The 17,927-nt window shown below is 56.0% G+C and carries 14 protein-coding genes, 1 tRNA gene and 2 other RNA genes; 9 read left to right on the forward strand and 8 right to left on the reverse strand.

The window, feature by feature from the left end; genetic code table 11:
* Nucleotides 1–468 precede the first annotated feature (468 nt).
* The gene (locus tag K7H21_RS01025; RefSeq protein ID WP_004126443.1) at nt 469–1,179 is read left to right on the forward strand and encodes a DUF3053 domain-containing protein; all 711 of its coding nucleotides are present in this window, start codon (nt 469–471) and stop codon (nt 1,177–1,179) included.
* 57 nt (nt 1,180–1,236) lie between these two features.
* Here K7H21_RS01025 and ghrB read toward each other — a convergent pair whose 3' ends face one another.
* The 6 genes from ghrB to K7H21_RS01055 all read right to left on the reverse strand — a co-directional run bounded on the left by ghrB (nt 1,237) and on the right by K7H21_RS01055 (nt 7,187).
* Nucleotides 1,237–2,208, reverse strand: coding sequence for a glyoxylate/hydroxypyruvate reductase GhrB (ghrB, locus tag K7H21_RS01030; RefSeq protein ID WP_004126442.1), 972 nt, complete (start codon nt 2,206–2,208; stop codon nt 1,237–1,239).
* Nucleotides 2,209–2,232: 24 nt separating this feature from the next.
* Nucleotides 2,233–3,513: an MFS transporter gene (locus tag K7H21_RS01035; RefSeq protein WP_004126424.1), complete on the reverse strand. Its 1,281-nt coding sequence runs from the start codon at nt 3,511–3,513 to the stop codon at nt 2,233–2,235.
* Between the two features lie 101 nt (nt 3,514–3,614).
* A complete protein-coding gene (locus K7H21_RS01040) occupies nt 3,615–4,553 on the reverse strand; it encodes a sugar kinase (protein WP_223035518.1) in 939 nt (312 codons plus the stop codon).
* Nucleotides 4,554–4,556: 3 nt separating this feature from the next.
* Nucleotides 4,557–5,306, reverse strand: coding sequence for a sugar phosphate isomerase/epimerase family protein (locus K7H21_RS01045; protein ID WP_004126418.1), 750 nt, complete (start codon nt 5,304–5,306; stop codon nt 4,557–4,559).
* A 108-nt stretch (nt 5,307–5,414) separates the two neighbouring features.
* Nucleotides 5,415–6,431, reverse strand: a complete 1,017-nt coding sequence (locus K7H21_RS01050) for a LacI family DNA-binding transcriptional regulator (protein ID WP_087828553.1) — start codon at nt 6,429–6,431, stop codon at nt 5,415–5,417.
* A 93-nt stretch (nt 6,432–6,524) separates the two neighbouring features.
* On the reverse strand, nt 6,525–7,187 hold the full coding sequence (locus tag K7H21_RS01055; RefSeq protein WP_004126414.1) for an OmpA family lipoprotein: 663 nt from the start codon (nt 7,185–7,187) through the stop codon (nt 6,525–6,527).
* A 167-nt stretch (nt 7,188–7,354) separates the two neighbouring features.
* Here K7H21_RS01055 and K7H21_RS01060 point away from each other — a divergent pair, with 167 nt between their 5' ends.
* A complete protein-coding gene (locus tag K7H21_RS01060; protein WP_004126411.1) occupies nt 7,355–9,685 on the forward strand; it encodes a molybdopterin guanine dinucleotide-containing S/N-oxide reductase in 2,331 nt (776 codons plus the stop codon).
* On the opposite strand, the gene K7H21_RS01065 is transcribed toward K7H21_RS01060, so the two are convergent.
* Together K7H21_RS01065 and tag are read right to left on the reverse strand one after the other, a co-directional pair.
* Complete coding sequence (locus tag K7H21_RS01065; protein WP_004126407.1) at nt 9,648–10,094, reverse strand: N-acetyltransferase; 447 nt, start codon at nt 10,092–10,094, stop codon at nt 9,648–9,650. The two genes, K7H21_RS01060 and K7H21_RS01065, sit on opposite strands and share 38 nt — an antisense overlap.
* On the reverse strand, nt 10,072–10,653 hold the full coding sequence (gene tag / locus K7H21_RS01070; RefSeq protein ID WP_004126404.1) for a DNA-3-methyladenine glycosylase I: 582 nt from the start codon (nt 10,651–10,653) through the stop codon (nt 10,072–10,074). Before tag ends, K7H21_RS01065 begins: the two co-directional genes overlap by 23 nt.
* A 159-nt stretch (nt 10,654–10,812) precedes the next feature.
* Here tag and K7H21_RS01075 point away from each other — a divergent pair, with 159 nt between their 5' ends.
* The 7 genes from K7H21_RS01075 (at nt 10,813) to dppA (ending at nt 17,886) form a co-directional block, all read left to right on the forward strand.
* Nucleotides 10,813–11,457: a hypothetical protein gene (locus K7H21_RS01075; RefSeq protein ID WP_004126401.1), complete on the forward strand. Its 645-nt coding sequence runs from the start codon at nt 10,813–10,815 to the stop codon at nt 11,455–11,457.
* Nucleotides 11,458–11,753: 296 nt separating this feature from the next.
* Nucleotides 11,754–12,956, forward strand: a complete 1,203-nt coding sequence (locus tag K7H21_RS01080; protein WP_004126398.1) for an L-lactate MFS transporter — start codon at nt 11,754–11,756, stop codon at nt 12,954–12,956.
* Between the two features lie 241 nt (nt 12,957–13,197).
* Complete coding sequence (eptB, locus tag K7H21_RS01085) at nt 13,198–14,886, forward strand: kdo(2)-lipid A phosphoethanolamine 7''-transferase (RefSeq protein ID WP_004126395.1); 1,689 nt, start codon at nt 13,198–13,200, stop codon at nt 14,884–14,886.
* An 89-nt stretch (nt 14,887–14,975) separates the two neighbouring features.
* Nucleotides 14,976–15,052 (forward strand) — tRNA-Pro (locus tag K7H21_RS01090).
* Between the two features lie 34 nt (nt 15,053–15,086).
* Nucleotides 15,087–15,218, forward strand: a non-coding RNA gene (locus K7H21_RS01095) — RtT sRNA.
* 34 nt (nt 15,219–15,252) lie between these two features.
* A non-coding RNA gene (locus tag K7H21_RS01100) (RtT sRNA) lies at nt 15,253–15,384 on the forward strand.
* Between the two features lie 894 nt (nt 15,385–16,278).
* Nucleotides 16,279–17,886: a dipeptide ABC transporter periplasmic-binding protein DppA gene (dppA, locus tag K7H21_RS01105; RefSeq protein WP_049113785.1), complete on the forward strand. Its 1,608-nt coding sequence runs from the start codon at nt 16,279–16,281 to the stop codon at nt 17,884–17,886.
* Nucleotides 17,887–17,927 lie beyond the last annotated feature (41 nt).

A 17,927-nucleotide genomic window follows, 5' to 3' on the forward strand; every position in this document is an offset into this window, starting at 1 on the left:
CAGCGCAAGCGCTGTTCAAAACGGTTTAACGTTTTGTCCCGCAACTCGAATTATTTTGGGTATAGATTATTGTTATCTCCCTCGCGATCGTTGATGTTGTTTGTGCGATTATCGAACAATACGCCGTTAATCGCTCATTTAATAAAATCATCGAACGGTGGTTCAGGCAATGCGGGAGAAAAGGGAAGCGTGCGATTATCGTCCGCTTTACGGGCAACTCGGGAGTGAGGTTAAAGTAATCGTAGTAAAATCATATTATTAGATAAACTCGCTGCGCGCTGAACGATGGTGGTAATTGTGATGAACTTAACAGAGGCCGCCGCCGCGCGCTAAAACGTCGAAAACCCGGTTTTAAAGGCGGAAGATTGTCAGGAAAAGGTATCCTGCAAGGCCGACCTGGACTATCCTTGTCAGCGTCTGGCACGTGTGTGTCTGTTTGCGCTTTTTTTGGCTGAAAGGAGTAAAAAAATGGCGACAGGAAAGTCCTGCTCTCGCTGGTTTGCGGCTATTGCGGCCCTGTTAATGGTGGTTAGCCTGAGTGGGTGTTTTGATAAAGAAGGCGATCAGCGCAAAGCGTTCATCGACTTCCTGCAAAATACGGCAATGCGTAGCGGCGAACGTCTGCCGACGCTGACCGCCGATCAGAAAAAACAGTTCGGGCCTTTCGTTTCCGATTACGCGGTGATTTACGGCTATTCACAGCAGGTAAGCCAGGCGATGGATGCGGGTTTGCGTCCGGTAGTTGATAGCGTGAACGCGATCCGCGTACCGCAGGATTATGTTACCCAGCGCGAGCCGCTGCGTCAGGCAAATGGCGCTTTGGGCGTACTGAGCCAGCAGCTGGAGAACGCAAAAATACAGGCGGATGCCGCCCACGGCGCGCTGAAACAGGGTGACGATCTCAAGCCGGTCTTCGACCAGGTCTATAATAAAGTCGTGACGGCCCCGGCGAATGCGCTACAGCCGTTAATTCCGGCAGCGCAGGTATTTACCCAGCAGCTGGTGCAGGTGGGTGATTTTATCGCCCAGCAGGAGACTCAGGTCAGCTTCGTGGCGAACGGTATTCAGTTCCCGACTTCGCAGCAGGCCAGTCAGTATAATACGCTGATTGGACCGCTGGCCGCTCAGCATCAAGCTTTTAATCAGGCGTGGACAGCGGCAGTTAACGCGACCCGTTAATGGCTCTGACAACCCGGGCAAGGCTTCACCTTAGCCCGGGTTTTCTTTTTTCACTTCTCACTTCACCTGCGGATTCACGCAGTTCTTCTCAACATTGCCGTTCAGGGCATCAATCAGATTATCCACCGCGCAGGCCGCCATGTTATAGCGGGTTTCATGCGTGGCTGAGCCAATATGCGGCAACGCGACGACATTCGGCATGCTCAGCAGCGGGGAGTCTTTCGCCAGCGGCTCTTGTTCAAAAACGTCCAGCCCGGCAGCATAAATTTCACCTTCCTGCAGCGCGGCAATCAGCGCCTTCTCATCCACTACCGGTCCGCGCCCGGCGTTAATAAAGATGGCGGAGGACTTCATTTTGGCAAACTGCGCTTTGCCGAACAGGTGATGAGTCTCTTCGGTCAGGGGCAGGATCAGACAGACAAAATCCGCTTCCTCCAGCAGGGTATCGAGATCGCAGTAGCGGGCGTTAAAGCGCTCCTCCGCCTGCGGGTGCTGGCGGCGGGCGTTGTAGAGAATGGGCATGCCGAAGCCCGCGTGGGCGCGCTGGGCGAGCGCCATCCCGATACGCCCCATACCGACGATACCGAGGGTTTTATGGTGCACGTCGTTGCCAAACCAGTCCGGGCCGATGCTTTTGGTCCACTCGCCGGCCTTCACGCGGTTAGCCACTTCCACCACCCGACGCGCGGTGCTCAATACCAGCGCCATCACGGTATCGGCGACGGTCTCGGTCAGTACCGTCGGGGTGTGCATCAGCAGTACTTTACGCGCGTTCAGCGCATCGACGTCGAAGTTATCGTAGCCGACGGAAATGGTCGAAGTTGCACGAAGCTTGGGCATTTTCTCCAGTAACGCGGTATCGACTTTTTCGCTGGAACCCAGCAGACCTACCGCCTCAGCAAACGCGGCGGCGTGCTGTGAAACGGTCTCCGGACGCAGGTTTTTCACCTGCGTGACGGTAAAGTGTTGTTCCAGACGCTGTTGCAGGTCGTCGGGAAGCGTTTTGTAGAGAATGACTGACGGCTTCATGCGGTTCTCCGTTGCGTTAAGGTTTCAGGCGTGACGTGCGCCGAGCGGAAGTTTTTGATTATTAGCAGGCTTAACAATCAAAGTAAGCCATACCGAGACGAAAAGCGCCACTCCCATAAAAATGTACGAGGCTGACGGGCTGCCGGTGGTGCCGTTCAGGTAGCCGACAAACCATGAGCCAAAGAACGAACCCAGCGCGCCCATGCTGTTAATCAGGGCCATGGCGCCCCCAGCGACGTTACGCGGCAGCATCTCGGGAATGATGGCGAAGAACGGCCCGTAGGGGGCGTACATCGCCGCGCCAGCAATCACCAGCAGGGTATAAGAGACCCAGAAATGGTTGGCGCCAACGGCCCAGGAACCAATAAAGGCGAAGGCGGCAATCAGCAGCAGCGGCCAGACGAACAGCTTGCGATTCTGCATTTTATCGGAGGCCCATGACACCACGATCATCGCGATGGTTGCCGCCAGATAGGGGACGGATGAGAGCCAGCCGACCTCGACCATGCCCATATTCTCGCCGCCGCTGCGGATAATTGACGGCAGCCACAGCACGAAACCGTAAACCCCGATGCTCCAGGCGAAATACTGCATGCACAGCAGGACAACGTTGCGCGAGCGGAAGGCTTCGCCGTAGTTGCGCACCGGTTTGATTCCCTGCTGTTCACGCTCCAGCTGCTCCTGCAACGCGGCTTTTTCGCTTTCCGCCAGCCAGTTGACCTGCGAAGGTTTGTCTTTCACCAGCACCCACCAGCAGAAGGCCCAAATTACCGCCGGAACCCCTTCGATAATAAACATTTCCCGCCAGCCGAATGCCTGAATCAGGTAACCGGACACCACCGACATCCACAGCACCGTCACCGGGTTGCCGAGGATCAGGAAGGTATTGGCGCGCGAGCGTTCAGATTTGGTAAACCAGTTGCTGATGTAAATCAGCATCGCCGGCATGACCGCGGCCTCGACGACGCCGAGAATAAAGCGAATCGCCGCCAGCGCGGGAATATTGTGCACCATCCCGGTCAGCGAGGCGCAGGCACCCCACAGGATCAGGCAGATAAAAATGAGTTTGCGTACGCTGCGGCGTTCGGCGTAAATCGCGCCGGGGATCTGAAAGAAGAAGTAGCCGAGGAAGAACAGCGCCCCCAGCAGGGAGGAGATACCTTTGGTGATCCCCAGATCTTCAGTAATACCGGCCGCCGAAGCGAAGCTGAAGTTAGCGCGGTCGAGGTAGGCCAGGCTATACGTGATAAACACGATAGGCATGATGTACCACCAGCGTTTTGTTGCATTCGTCGAACTATTCATAGGTATGCCTCTGTGAGTGAGGTGACGCTCATCATAGAAAAGATCCGTTACGCCGCGCTGCATGTAGGGTACAGAACGGCCTGACGTTGTGCTGAATCTGTTTACTCGCCCAGCGCCTCACGCGTGGGTAAGCCTTCGCTATCGCCCTGAACCTGAATGGCCAGTGAGCCGATTTTGTTTCCGCGTTTCACCGCCTGCCGCAGCGGTTTTCCTTCCAACAGGGCGCTAATCACCCCGACGGCAAAGCCATCGCCGGCACCAACGGTATCGACGACGTTATCTACTTTTATCGCCGCCACGGCCCCCTGTTCGCCGTCGGCCGTTTTATACCAGGCGCCGTCGGAACCGGTTTTAATGATGACCGCACGAACGCCCTGGCCGAGATAAAAGTCGGCGATGGCTTCCGGCGTTTGTAGACCGGTCAGAATCATGCCCTCTTTTAAACCCGGTAGAACCCAGTCGGCCTGAAACGCCAGCTGGTTAAGCTTCTCGATCATTTCGCCTTCGCTTTTCCACAGCGTTGGCCGCAGGTTGGGGTCGAACGAAATCGTTTTTCCCTGCGCTTTCATCGTGCGCGCCGCGCGCTCCAGCAGGGCGTATGAGCTTTCCGACAGCGCGGCGGCCACGCCGCTTAAGTGCAGGTGACGGGCGCTGGCGAAATACGATTCATTAAAATCGTCCGGCGACAGATGGCTGGCGGCGGAGCCTTTGCGGAAATATTCCACAATGGGATCGGTTCCATTTTCGACTTTAGATTTCAGCTGAAAGCCGGTAGCGTAGCGGCCATCGGTACTCACGGCGCGGGCGTCGATTCCCTCTTTCGCCAGCGCGTTGAGGACGAAGCGGCCAAAGCTGTCCTTGCCGATGCGGCTTACCCAGCCGACGCTCAGGCCGAGGCGAGCCAGCCCGGTCGCGACGTTCAGTTCCGCGCCCGCCACGCGCTTCATAAAATGTTCTACTTCAGCCAGCTCGCCGGTCTCTGTGGCGACAAACATCGCCATGGCTTCGCCTATCGTGATGACATCTAATGCTTTTTGCATAACTTAATCCTCGCGTAGCAGGTTGACGTAGCGGCGGGTCACGGCCGTCAGGTCATGGCCAGTCAGCGGAAATTCAATCCCGCGCGGGGCATCGGCGGGCAGGTTATCGAGCAGCGCCAGCCAGCGTCCGGAGGCTTCATCCGGCGGTACGGCGCGAAAGTGCGAATGGTGCGGCTCAGCCGCCTTAACATGAATATAGCTGACGGCCGGGGCCAGGTGGCGCGCGGCCTCTTCCGGCGAGTCGCCGACCCATAGCCAGTTGCCCATATCAAAGGTGAGAGTGATCGGCAGCTGGTTAACCCGGCAGGCGGCTTTGAAGCGCTGCATCGGCGCCAGCTGGCCGCAGTCGGTTTGATCGTTTTCCACCACCAGCGCCATGCCGCTCTCGCGCAAAATATCGCGCAGGGTTTCCAGGCCATGGTGGTGGGTAAAATGGCCCAGCGAGAGCTTAAGCCACAGCGCGTTAAGGGTTTGCGCTTCCTGTAAAAGGTCAGAAAGATGGGGGTTAAGCGCTCCGTCTGCGGCAAACAGGGCTTCCGGCGCGGAATAGCAAACCAGCAGGCCGCGGCGCTCAATATCGGCGGCCAGCTCCGCCAGGCTGTTCAGCTCATCCGCGCTGAAAAGTTCCCGGCGGATCTCTACGCCGTCCGCGCCGGAACCGGCGATAAACGGCAGTACGGCGGACTGCCCGCCAAGCGCTTTAACATGGTCATTCCCGTACGCGGCGGTAACGACAATAATCTTTCTGGCCATCCCAATACTCCCGACGATAATCTGATGCGTTGTTTATTACGCTAGATGGTATCGGTTCCAAAGCAAAGGCCAGGATGTCTAATTTATGATCGCCATCACGAAGGATCGTTAGCGGGAGGTGGAGCCTCTGACGATCAGCTCGCCGGAAAACACCCGTTCGCAGACCGGGTCGTTGCTGCCTTCAATCCGACGCACCACCTGCTCGACGGCGGCGAAGCCAATCTGCCAGGTCGGCTGTTTGAGCGTGGTGATCCCCACGCCCGCCAGTTCGGCCCACTCCAGCTCATCGAAGCCTAGCAGGCCGATATCGCTGCCCCAAATCAGGCCAACGCGTTTAAGCGAGCGTGCCACCTGCAGCGTCAGCGCGCCGTTGGCGGAAATCACCGCCTTGCGCATGCCGCGATGGTGGGAGTGGAAATGGCGCAGGACGTTATCCAGCATCGCGCCATCGTTCAACGGTACTTCGGCGTTTTCCGCGACGATACCGCTGTGGCGCTGCAGGGTGTGACGAAAGGCGCTCAGGCGCTCGCGGCGGGTATTGACCGAGCCAAGGGGTTCGCTGAGGAACAGCAGGGCTTCGAAGCCTTTTTCCACCAGGTGTTCGGTGGCGGTAGTGGCGGCCTGGGTATTATCGAGGCCGACGACATCGCAGGCGAATTCTGGAATCTTGCGGTCGATAAGCACCATCGGCAGCGCCGACTGCTGCAGGCGGTTCAGGCCGTCCTCGCGCATCCCGACGGCGTTGACCACGATCCCTTCCACCTGGTAACTGCGCAGCAGGTCGAGGTAGTGCAGCTCCTGGTCCAGCTCGTTATTGGTATTACATACCAGCAGGGTGAAACCCTTTTCGCGACAGGCGGCTTCAATGCCGCTGAGCACGTTGACGGAGTAGGGATTGGTGATATCGGCGATGATCAGGCCGATCAGCCGGGTGCGGCCATGCTTCAGGCCGCGGGCCATCAGGCTGGGACGATAGTCGAGCTCGGCAATGGCTTTTTCAATCCGCCCCAGCAAATCCTCGGAAAGCAGATGCTTTTCGCCGTTCAGATAGCGTGAAATGCTGGTTTTGCCGGTCTGTGCGGCTTTCGCCACATCGCTAATGGTTGCTCGCGCCGCTTTCGCCATGGTGGCTTCCTTTGCTGAAATCTGCACACACCTTAGCGCGAAAATTCGCTATATCAAGCATTTTGCCCGGCGAGTCGCCGGGCAAAGAGGGCATTACTGCAGCGGGCTGAGGGTAATTTCAACGCGGCGGTTCTGCGCTTTGCCTTCCGCGGTGCTGTTGCTGGCGATCGGGTTCGCCGGGCCCATGCCGGTAGTGCGGATGCGGTTAGCCGCTACGCCCTGGGTGATAAGCGCGCTGGCGACGCTCTCCGCGCGCTGCTGAGAGAGGCGCATATTCAGATCCTGGCTGCCGGTGCTGTCGGTGTAGCCAACCACGTTAACGGCGGTTTTCTCATACTCTTTTAGCACCATCGCTACCCCGGTCAGGGTATTGGCGCCCGCCGGTTTCAGATTGGCGCTGCTGCTGTCGAAGGTCACATTGTTTGGCATGTTCAGCACGATATTGTCGCCATTTCGCGTCACGCTTACGCCGGTTCCCTGCATTTTCTCGCGCAGCTTCGCTTCCTGCACGTCCATATAGTAACCAATGCCGCCGCCCAGCGCCGCGCCGGCCGCCGCGCCGATCAGCGCGCCTTTGCCGCGGTCATGTTTGGAGGAAGAGAGCACCCCTACGCCTGCGCCGACTAACGACCCAATGCCCGCGCCGATCCCGGATTTACCCGCTTCGCGCTCCCCGGTGTAGGGGTTGGTGGTACAGCCAGAAATAGCCAGTGCGCCGCTAACGACAGCCGCAATCATGAGTACGCGTTTTTTCATCTTATTTCCTTAATCCTTTTTATTCTTTGCCACAGCGACCGTGACGGTTGATTATGACGCGCGAAACCGGAGAAAATTCCGCAGAGAGCATCTCAATTTGTAAATAACATTGAACGGCTGAATAACGTGCCGTCACCACACCTGCTATCGCTGACCAGGAGCCCGCATTGCCAACCTCATCCGCCACCAAAACTATCCTCACCGCAGCCCACTGGGGGCCAATGCTGGTCGAAACCGATGGCGAGAACGTCATCTCATCGCGGGGGGCGCTTGATACCCCTTTCGCCAACTCGCTGCAAAGCGCCGTACGCGATCAGGTGCATAGCAAAACCCGCGTACGGTACCCGATGGTACGTAAGGGATTTCTCGCCTCGCCTGAAAGCCCGCAGGGCGTGCGCGGGCAGGATGAGTTTGTGCGGGTAAGCTGGGATCGGGCGCTGGATCTGATTCACGCCCAGCATCGCCGAATTCGCGAAAGCTACGGCCCGGCGTCGATTTTTGCGGGTTCCTACGGCTGGCGCTCAAACGGCGTGCTGCACAAAGCGGCGACGCTGCTCCAGCGCTATATGAGCCTGGCGGGCGGCTATACCGGGCATCTGGGCGATTATTCCACCGGCGCGGCTCAGGCGATCATGCCGTACGTGGTTGGCAACAATGAGGTTTATCAGCAGCAGACCAGCTGGCCAATGGTGCTGGAACATAGCGATGTGGTGGTGCTGTGGAGCGCTAACCCCTTAAATACGTTAAAAATCGCCTGGAACGCTTCCGACGAACAGGGTATCCCATGGTTCGACCGTCTGCGCCAGAGCGGGAAGCGGGTGATCTGCATCGATCCGATGCGATCGGAAACGGCGGAATTCTTTGGAGATGCGGCGGAGTGGATCGCCCCGCATATGGGCACCGACGTCGCCCTGATGCTTGGTATCGCCCATACGCTGGTGGAAAACGGCTGGCAGGATGACCAATTTTTGGCCCGTTGCACCAGCGGCTATGACGTTTTCGCCCGCTATCTGGCCGGCGAGAGCGACGGAACGGCAAAAACGGCGGAATGGGCGGCGGCGATCTGCGGCGTTAGCGCGGATAAAATTCGCGAACTGGCAAAACTTTTCCACGAAAACACTACCATGCTGATGTCCGGCTGGGGCATGCAGCGCCAGCAGTTTGGCGAACAAAAACACTGGATGCTGGTGACCCTTGCGGCCATGCTCGGCCAGATCGGCACTGAAGGCGGGGGTTTTGGCCTTTCCTATCACTTTGCTAACGGCGGCAACCCTACGCGGCGTGCGGCAGTGCTGGCCTCAATGCAGGGTAGCGTGGCGGGCGGTACCGACGCGGTAGCGAAAATTCCGGTCGCGCGCATCGTTGAAGCGCTGGAGAACCCCGGCGCCGCTTATCAACATAACGGGATGGATCGTAGCTTCCCGGATATTCGCTTTATCTGGTGGGCGGGCGGCGCCAACTTTACCCACCATCAGGACACCAACCGGCTGATCCGCGCCTGGCAAAAACCGGAGCTTATCGTGATTTCAGAATGCTTCTGGACCGCGGCGGCGCGCCATGCCGATATCGTCCTGCCCGCGACAACCTCGTTTGAACGCAATGATATGACCATGACCGGGGATTACAGCAACCAGCATCTGGTGCCGATGAAGCGGGTGGTCGCGCCGCGCGATGAAGCGCGCGATGATTTCGAGGTCTTCGCCGACCTCAGCGAGCGCTGGGAAGCGGGCGGGCGGGAGCGCTTCACCGAGGGTAAAAACGATCTGCAGTGGCTGGAGACGTTTTACCAGATTGCCGCCCAGCGCGGGGCGCAGCATCAGGTTACGCTGCCGCCGTTCGCCCAGTTCTGGCAGGATAATCAGCTGATTGAAATGCCGGAGAGCCCCGAAAACGCGCGCTTCGCCCGTTTTGCCGCCTTCAGGGCCGATCCGCAGGCGAACCCGCTGAAAACCGCTAGCGGTAAAATTGAGATTCACTCACCGACCATCGCCGGGTATGCCTATCCGGATTGCCCGCCGCATCCGATGTGGCTGGAACCGGACGAGTGGCATGGCAATGCGCAGGAAGGTCAGCTTCAGGTGCTGTCAGCGCATCCGGCGCACCGCCTCCACAGCCAGCTCAACCATACGTCGCTACGCGAACGCTACGCGGTGGCGGGCCGTGAACCATTAACCATTCATCCGCGCGATGCGCAGGCGCGTAATATCGCCGATGGCGATCTGGTGCGGGTATGGAATTCACGCGGCCAGGTGCTGGCCGGCGCGGTAGTGACTGACGGTATTCGTCCTGGGGTTATCTGCTTGCATGAAGGAGCATGGCCCGATCTCGACCCTCAGGCGGGGATCTGCAAAAACGGTGCGGTGAACGTGCTGACCAAAGATATTCCGACATCGCGGCTGGGCAACGGCTGCGCCGGAAATACGGCGCTGGCGTGGCTGGAAAAATATATCGGGCCCGAGCTTACGCTGACGGCATTTGATCCGCCGACCAATGCATAATCCAGGTCGGATGCTGGGTTTCATCCTGCCATGCGCAGTCTTCAATACGGAAGCCTTGCGCATGGTAGAAATTCACCGCCTGAACGTTTTTCTGGTATACCTCAAGGGTTAGCCAACCGTAGTGTTTTTTGACTTCGCCAATCAGCGCGCTGCCGATACCCTGTCTGGCTGCATCCGGTGCGACGAACAGCGCGCCGATGAAGCGTGACTCCATCACGCTGATAAAACCCTTCAGCACGCCTTCCTGCTCCCATACCCAGGTTTGGGCGGAGGGCAGGTAAACGTCGCGCACTATCGCCAGACTGTCATGCCAGTAGCTTTCGGCGATAAATGGGTGGGCGTGGATCGTACTCTCCAGCCATAGCTCAAGCAGCGGGCCGGTTTCGTTAGCGTCCCAATTGCGAATCATCCTGGCCTCCTGAGCGACAGAAACAGCCGGTAACGTGGTCATTGACCAGACCGCAGGCCTGCATAAAGGAGTAGCAGATCGTTGAGCCGACAAACTTAAAGCCCCGTTTTTTCAGCGCTTTTGACAGCGCATCAGAAGCCGGAGTGGTTGTCGGGATCTCCGCCAGCGCGGCGGCGGTAGTCACCTGGGGATGATTATCGACGAATGACCAGACGAAATCTGCGAAAGGCTCGCCATTTTCCTCCATCGCCAGAAAGGCCCGGGCGTTGCCGATGATGGCCTGAATTTTCCCGCGATGGCGAATAATACCGGCATCGAGCACCAGACGTTCAACATCTTCTTCGCCCATCGCCGCGACGCGAACCGGGTCAAACTGATGAAAGGCGCTGCGGTAGTTTTCACGCTTTTTCAGTACGGTGATCCACGATAGCCCGGCCTGCTGGCCCTCGAGACAAATCATCTCAAACAGCTTGCGGGGATTTTTTTCAGCAACGCCCCACTCGTTATCGTGGTACTCAATGTATAAAGGATCCTGACTGACCCATCCGCAACGTTGCATCTGTCTCTCCCTTTTGTCATAAAAATCAGCCGGGCAACTTGACGGCTGTAAGATAAAGATAATAGTTAATACAGGGTTATTATCCCCAAAACAGGGATAGGATACCCCATAAAAAAACACAGCAACCTTGCCGTTTCGGCTCTTTTTGGAGTCGCATTAATGATAATAAAGAAATGCAATGGCCTCCGGGTATTCCTGGTCCCGGCGTATGTATCCGTCTGGGCGTCGTGTGTTGCCGGTGCGAATGCCTGGCAACAGGAATATATCGCTATCGATACAAAAAGTAATACTGCGGAACGCTATACATGGGACAGCGATCACCAACCGCGCTATGAAGATATTCTCGCGGAGCGGATAAATGCGTCCGACGATCCTTCCGGACTGGCGTTTAATCAGGCGGTCTCTCCAGTGGATAGCGCACGCGGTATGAGCGTCGGCTGGAATTTCTCTCTGACCGAGGGTATGACGTCCGGCCCGGTCGCCAGTTTACATTCCGATCTGACGTCGCCGCCGCTGACCCGCAATACGGCCGGAACCGGCTACGTGAATACGCTGGGCTGGCGGGTAGATTATCAGAAGCTATGGGGCGTACATCCGTGGGCCCAGGTGAGCTATAACCAGGGATTCACGGCTGATGCCGGCGGACAGAATCGCACGCAGGACGGTGCCTGGCGGGACGTGACCTTTGGCGCCGATATGTCGCTCAACTCTCATCTTGCCGCCTGGGCGGCGTTGTCGCAGGCGGACAACTTGCCCAACGGGGCAAACTATCTCTATTTAATGGGCGTGAGCGCCAATTTTTAATTTATTCGTCATGCTTCAAGCTGGAGATGCGTTGGCTGCAATTCTAATTATTTAGGCTAATTATGTAGCATATTTGATACGTTTAATTTACTTCATAATTACAGTAATGACGCATCTTCTGGCGGTGGCAGGTACTAACTTTTCAATGAAAATTTAAGGCGTGAATGTTTTTCACTGTCATTCATTCCGCCTTTAGTGCATTTCATTCCGCGGTGACGGCAGTTCATGCCTTTTTTCCCCAGACTTAAAGGGGACTTCGTTATGGTGGCGGCAGTTAATTATCCAGGACAACTGCTATGAACGCTGCAAACCGTCAATACACCCGCTGGCTTACGCTGCTTGGCACTATCATTACGCAATTTGCGCTGGGATCGGTTTATACATGGAGTTTGTTCAATAGTTCGCTTTCCACCAAGCTGGACGAACCGGTCAGCCAGGTGGCGTTCTCATTCGGCCTGTTAAGCCTTGGCCTGGCGCTCTCCTCATCCGTGGCGGGCAAATTACAGGAACGTTTCGGCGTCAAACGCGTCACCATGGCGTCCGGCGTCTTGCTGGGCCTCGGATTCTTCCTGACCGCGCATTCAAACAGCCTGATGATGCTGTGGCTTAGCGCGGGCCTTCTGGTCGGGCTTGCCGACGGCGCCGGCTATCTGCTGACGCTGTCGAACTGCGTCAAATGGTTCCCGGAACGTAAGGGGTTGATTTCTGCTTTCTCTATCGGTTCTTACGGGCTTGGCAGCCTGGGTTTCAAGTTTATTGATTCCCATCTGCTGGCGACGGTCGGTCTGGAAAAAACCTTTATTATCTGGGGCGCTATCGTGCTGGTGATGATCGTTTTCGGCGCGACGCTGATGACAGACGCGCCGAACCACACCGTCTCCGCGAACAATGGCGTGGTCGAAAACGACTTCACCCTCGCCGAATCGATGCGTAAACCTCAGTACTGGATGCTGGCGGTGATGTTCCTGACCGCCTGCATGAGCGGCCTGTACGTGATTGGCGTAGCGAAAGATATTGCCCAGGGAATGGTGCATCTCGATGTGGCGACGGCAGCCAACGCGGTGACGGTGATTTCCATCGCTAACCTGAGCGGCCGTCTGGTTCTGGGCATTCTGTCGGATAAAATGTCGCGCATCCGGGTGATTACCATCGGACAGGTCGTTTCGCTTATCGGTATGGCGGCGCTGCTGTTCGCTCCGCTGAACGCCACGACTTTCTTCGCCGCCATCGCCTGCGTGGCCTTTAACTTCGGCGGCACGATTACCGTCTTCCCGTCGCTGGTCAGCGAGTTCTTTGGCCTCAATAACCTGGCGAAAAACTACGGTGTGATTTATCTCGGTTTCGGTATCGGCAGCATCTGCGGTTCGCTGATTGCTTCCCTGTTCGGCGGTTTCTACGTGACCTTCTGCGTCATTTTTGCGCTGCTGATTCTTTCCCTGGCGCTTTCGACAACGATTCGCCAGCCGAAAAGTGAAATTTACCACCAGGCTCATGCCTGAAACCGGGCGTTATTACGGCCCCGATGGTTAATTACCTAAGCTAATAGTGCCAATCCAACCAAATGTTTTGTAAATGTTTGGTTGGATCACATTCCCTCCTGATACTTTTTCCTTCCGCTGTGGTCTACTTATCGCGCTTTGTAGAGGTTTCTTATAACCAAGCTAAACGCACTTTATTAACCTGCTTACTTATATCGCTTAAGTCGGGCGGTTTTATCTCTTCGTTTTCCAGGTTTTTTGCATGAAATACATTAAAACGATGACGCAGCTGAAGCTCAGTATCTGGCTGGCGCTGTACATCGGCTGGTTTATGAACGCTGCCGTATTCTTCCGCCGCTTCGAAGGGTACGCTCAGGAGTTTACCATCTGGAAAGGACTCTCCGGTGCAGTTGAGCTGATTGGGACCTTTCTGGTCACCTTCTTTCTGCTGCGTATTTTGTCGCTGTTTGGCCGCCGGGTCTGGCGCATCCTCGCGACCATCGTCGTACTATTCTCCGCCGCCGCCAGCTATTACATGACCTTCCTGAACGTGGTGATCGGCTACGGGATTATTGCCTCGGTGATGACTACTGACATCGACTTGTCCAGAGAAGTTATCGGCTGGCACCTGATTCTCTGGCTGGTGCTGATGAGCGCGCTGCCGCTGGTGCTTATCTGGAGCAACCGCTGCCGCTTCACGCTGCTGCGTCAAATTCGTACGCCCGGCCAGCGGATGAAGAATATTACCATCGTGCTGCTGGCTGGCCTGATGGTTTGGGGGCCAATTCGTCTGCTGGAGGTTCGCCAGAAGAACTTCGAGCGCAGTTCCGAAGTCGATCTGCCAAGCTATGGCGGGGTGGTGGCTAATTCCTACCTGCCGTCTAACTGGCTTTCAGCGCTGGGTCTTTACGCATGGGCGCAGGTGGATGAGTCTTCCGATAATAAATCTCTGATCAATCCAGCGAAAAAATTTACCTACGTTGCGCCGCAAGGGCTGGATGACACTTATGTGGTGTTTATCATCGGCGAAACCACCCGCTGGGACCATATGGGCATCCTGGGCTATAACCGCAATACCACGCCTAAGCTGGCGCAGGAGAAAAACCTGGTCGCTTTCCGCGGATACTCCTGCGATACCGCGACTAAGCTGTCGCTGCGCTGTATGTTCGTTCGTCAGGGCGGGGCGGATGATAACCCGCAGCGGACGCTGAAAGAACAGAACGTCTTTGCCGTCCTCCACCAGCTCGGCTTTACCGGCAATCTGTACGCCATGCAGAGCGAGATGTGGTTCTACAGCAACACAATGGCGAACAATATCGCCTATCGCGAGCAGATTGGCGCTGAGCCGAGTAACCGCGGCAAGAGCGTTGACGACATGCTGCTGGTAGATGAAATGAAGCGCGGGCTGGCGAAGAATCCCAATGGTAAGCACCTGATTATTCTGCATACCAAAGGATCGCACTTTAACTATACCCAGCGCTATCCGCGCAGCTTTGCCCAATGGAAGCCGGAGTGCGTTGGCGTCGATAATAAATGCTCGAAGGCTGAGCTGATTAACTCATACGATAACAGCGTGACTTACGTCGATCACTTTATCGTTAGCGTGCTGGATCAACTGCGGGATAAGAAGGCGATTGTTTTCTATGCAGCCGACCACGGCGAGTCCATCAACGAGCGCGAACACCTGCACGGGACGCCGCGCAAGATGGCGCCGCCGGAGCAGTTCCGCGTGCCGATGCTGGTGTGGATGTCCGATAAGTATCTGGAGTCGCCTGACCACGCAGCCTCCTTTGCGCGCCTGAAGCAGCAGGCGGCAATGAAGGTACCGCGTCGTCACGTAGAGCTCTATGACACCATTATGGGCTGTCTTGGCTATACCTCGCCGGACGGCGGGATTAACCAATATAACAACTGGTGCCACGTTCCTGACGCTGCGGCGAAGAAGGAGTAGCAGAGTGGCGAGTTTCTCGCCGCTTGAGCGACTTTTTCATAATAAGGCATTGACGGGTGTGTATCGCAGCAGTAAGATGCGCCCGCATTCGGTGATTGGCGCAGCCTGGTAGCGCACTTCGTTCGGGACGAAGGGGTCGGAGGTTCGAATCCTCTATCACCGACCAAATTCAAAAAGCCTGCTCAACGAGCAGGCTTTTTTGCATCTGCGCTTTATGAGGATGAGAACCTCCGGGGGTAGAGGTTCGACTCGAGCGGAGCGAGAGAACGTTGCGTCAGCAACGGCCCGCAGGGCGAGCCACGGAGTGGCGAGTTATCCTCTATCACCGACCAAATTCAAAAAGCCTGCTCAACGAGCAGGCTTTTTTGCATCTGCGCTTTATGAGGATGAGAACCTCCGGGGGTAGAGGTTCGACTCGAGCGGAGCGAGAGAACGTTGCGTCAGCAACGGCCCGCAGGGCGAGCCACGGAGTGGCGAGTTATCCTCTATCACCGACCAAATTCAAAAAGCCTGCTCAACGAGCAGGCTTTTTTGCGTCTGTCGCCGGTAAAGGCGCCCAGCACCGCCTCCGGGAATTTCAGCGACTCTGCGCTCGGCTCCCCGGTGGCGGCTGACGCCTTACCGGGGGGGGGGCTACGGGTTCACCGTTGTCTGCGGGCCGGTAGCCCGGACAGATGCGCAGCATCGCCTCCGGGAAAATACGCTGCTTGCTAAGAGTGTAAAAAAACGCCTCCACCCTCATTTCCTGGCGCCAATTCCCTGTTTTGTGACATCTTCCATTGTATTTTTTTATATATACTCCGATCTTTTTTCGCGAAGCTTATGGATAACTTCAGCATTTTCCGCTGTGCGTTTTAACGTTCACGCTATTTATCGCTCACATATTGGTCACATCGCAAGAAATTTTTACCATTTGCCATAATTGCTTATCACTGGCTACCGGAAAATATTAAGGCGTTTATTCTGTATACTGGCCGCTAGCATAAATTTCTCTGCTGGAAATAGCGCTTTGCACTTTTTTTAATCTTTGCCTGCCGATTCTCACCCCGGATGTAAAACCTGGTTGGCTGTATTGACGTTTCCCCATTCTGTTGACAGATTGTAGGGCATGAGGGGCATTTCATGGAGAATCCGTACTGCAACTCAGTCGTTTTTGTGAAAGGAATCCCCATCTCTCTCAACGCTTTCGGGCACCACCGACCGGACCGGGTATATTCTAAATAGTTCGAGCTGCGGGAAGGCGGCAAGCTTGAGAATCCCCAGGAGCATAGATGACTATGTGACTGGGGCTATCGAGCGCAGCCAACGCATCCGTAGTTCGAAATATGACGAATAAAAATAAATAAAGGTCTGGCGGATATATGCAAACAACATCACATTTGGAGCAGAATAATGAGTATTTCCTTGAAAAAATCAGGGATGCTGAAGCTTGGTCTGAGCCTGGTTGCCATGACCGTCGCAGCAAGCGTACAAGCGAAGACCCTGGTTTATTGTTCAGAAGGTTCGCCGGAAGGCTTTAACCCGCAGCTCTTCACTTCTGGTACCACCTATGACGCCAGCTCAGTGCCGATTTATAACCGCCTGGTAGAATTCAAAACCGGCACCACGGAAGTCATTCCGGGCCTGGCTGAAAAATGGGAAGTTAGCGAAGACGGGAAAACCTATACTTTCCATCTGCGTAAAGACGTGAAGTGGCAGGATAACAAAGATTTTAAACCGACCCGCACGCTGAACGCCGATGACGTTGTCTTCTCATTCGACAGACAAAAAAATACCAACAACCCGTACCATAAAGTGTCTGGCGGCAGCTATGAATACTTTGAAGGCATGGGGTTACCTGACCTGATTAGCGAAGTGAAGAAAGTGGACGATAATACCGTCCAGTTCGTGCTGACCCGTCCGGAATCGCCGTTCCTTGCCGATCTCGCTATGGACTTCGCCTCTATTCTGTCAAAAGAGTATGCCGACAACATGCTGAAAGCCGGTACGCCGGAAAAAGTGGACCTCAACCCAATCGGTACCGGCCCGTTCCAACTGCTGCAGTATCAGAAAGACTCCCGTATTCTCTATAAAGCCTTCCCGGGCTATTGGGGCACCAAGCCGAAAATCGATCGCCTGGTCTTCTCCATCACCCCTGATGCTTCCGTGCGCTACGCTAAGCTGCAGAAAAACGAATGCCAGATTATGCCGTACCCGAACCCGGCAGACATCGCGCGCATGAAACAAGACAAGAACATCACTCTGCTGGAGCAGCCGGGCCTGAACGTCGGCTACCTCTCTTTCAACACCGAGAAGAAGCCGCTGGATGATGTCAAAGTTCGCCAGGCGCTGACCTACGCGGTTAACAAAGAAGCGATTATCAAAGCCGTTTACCAGGGCGCAGGCCAGGCCGCGAAGAACCTGATCCCGCCGACCATGTGGGGCTATAACGACGACGTTAAAGACTACACCTACGATCCAGAGAAAGCGAAAGCGCTGCTGAAAGAAGCAGGCCTGGAAAAAGGCTTCACCATCGACCTGTGGGCGATGCCGGTACAGCGTCCGTATAACCCGAACGCGCGCCGTATGGCTGAGATGATTCAGGCTGACTGGGCGAAAGTCGGCGTCCAGGCCAAGATCGTGACCTACGAGTGGGGTGAATACCTCAAGCGCGCGAAAGCGGGCGAACACCAGACCGTCATGATGGGCTGGACCGGCGACAACGGGGATCCGGATAACTTCTTCGCCACCCTGTTCAGCTGCGCGGCGGCAAAAGACGGTTCTAACTACTCCCGCTGGTGCTACAAACCGTTTGAAGATCTGATTCAGCCGGCTCGCGCCACCGATGACCACAACAAACGCATTGAGCTGTACAAACAGGCTCAGGTCGTGATGCACGATCAGGCTCCGGCGCTGATCGTCGCTCACTCCACCGTCTATGAGCCGGTGCGTAAAGAAGTCAAAGGCTACGTGGTCGATCCATTAGGTAAACACCACTTCGATAACGTCTCTATCGAATAATAACAGCGTGTTTCCCCTCTCCCCGCCTTGGGGGGAGGGAA

The sequence above is a fragment of the Klebsiella sp. CTHL.F3a genome (assembly GCF_019890895.1).
Classification (GTDB): Bacteria; Pseudomonadota; Gammaproteobacteria; order Enterobacterales; family Enterobacteriaceae; genus Klebsiella; species Klebsiella grimontii.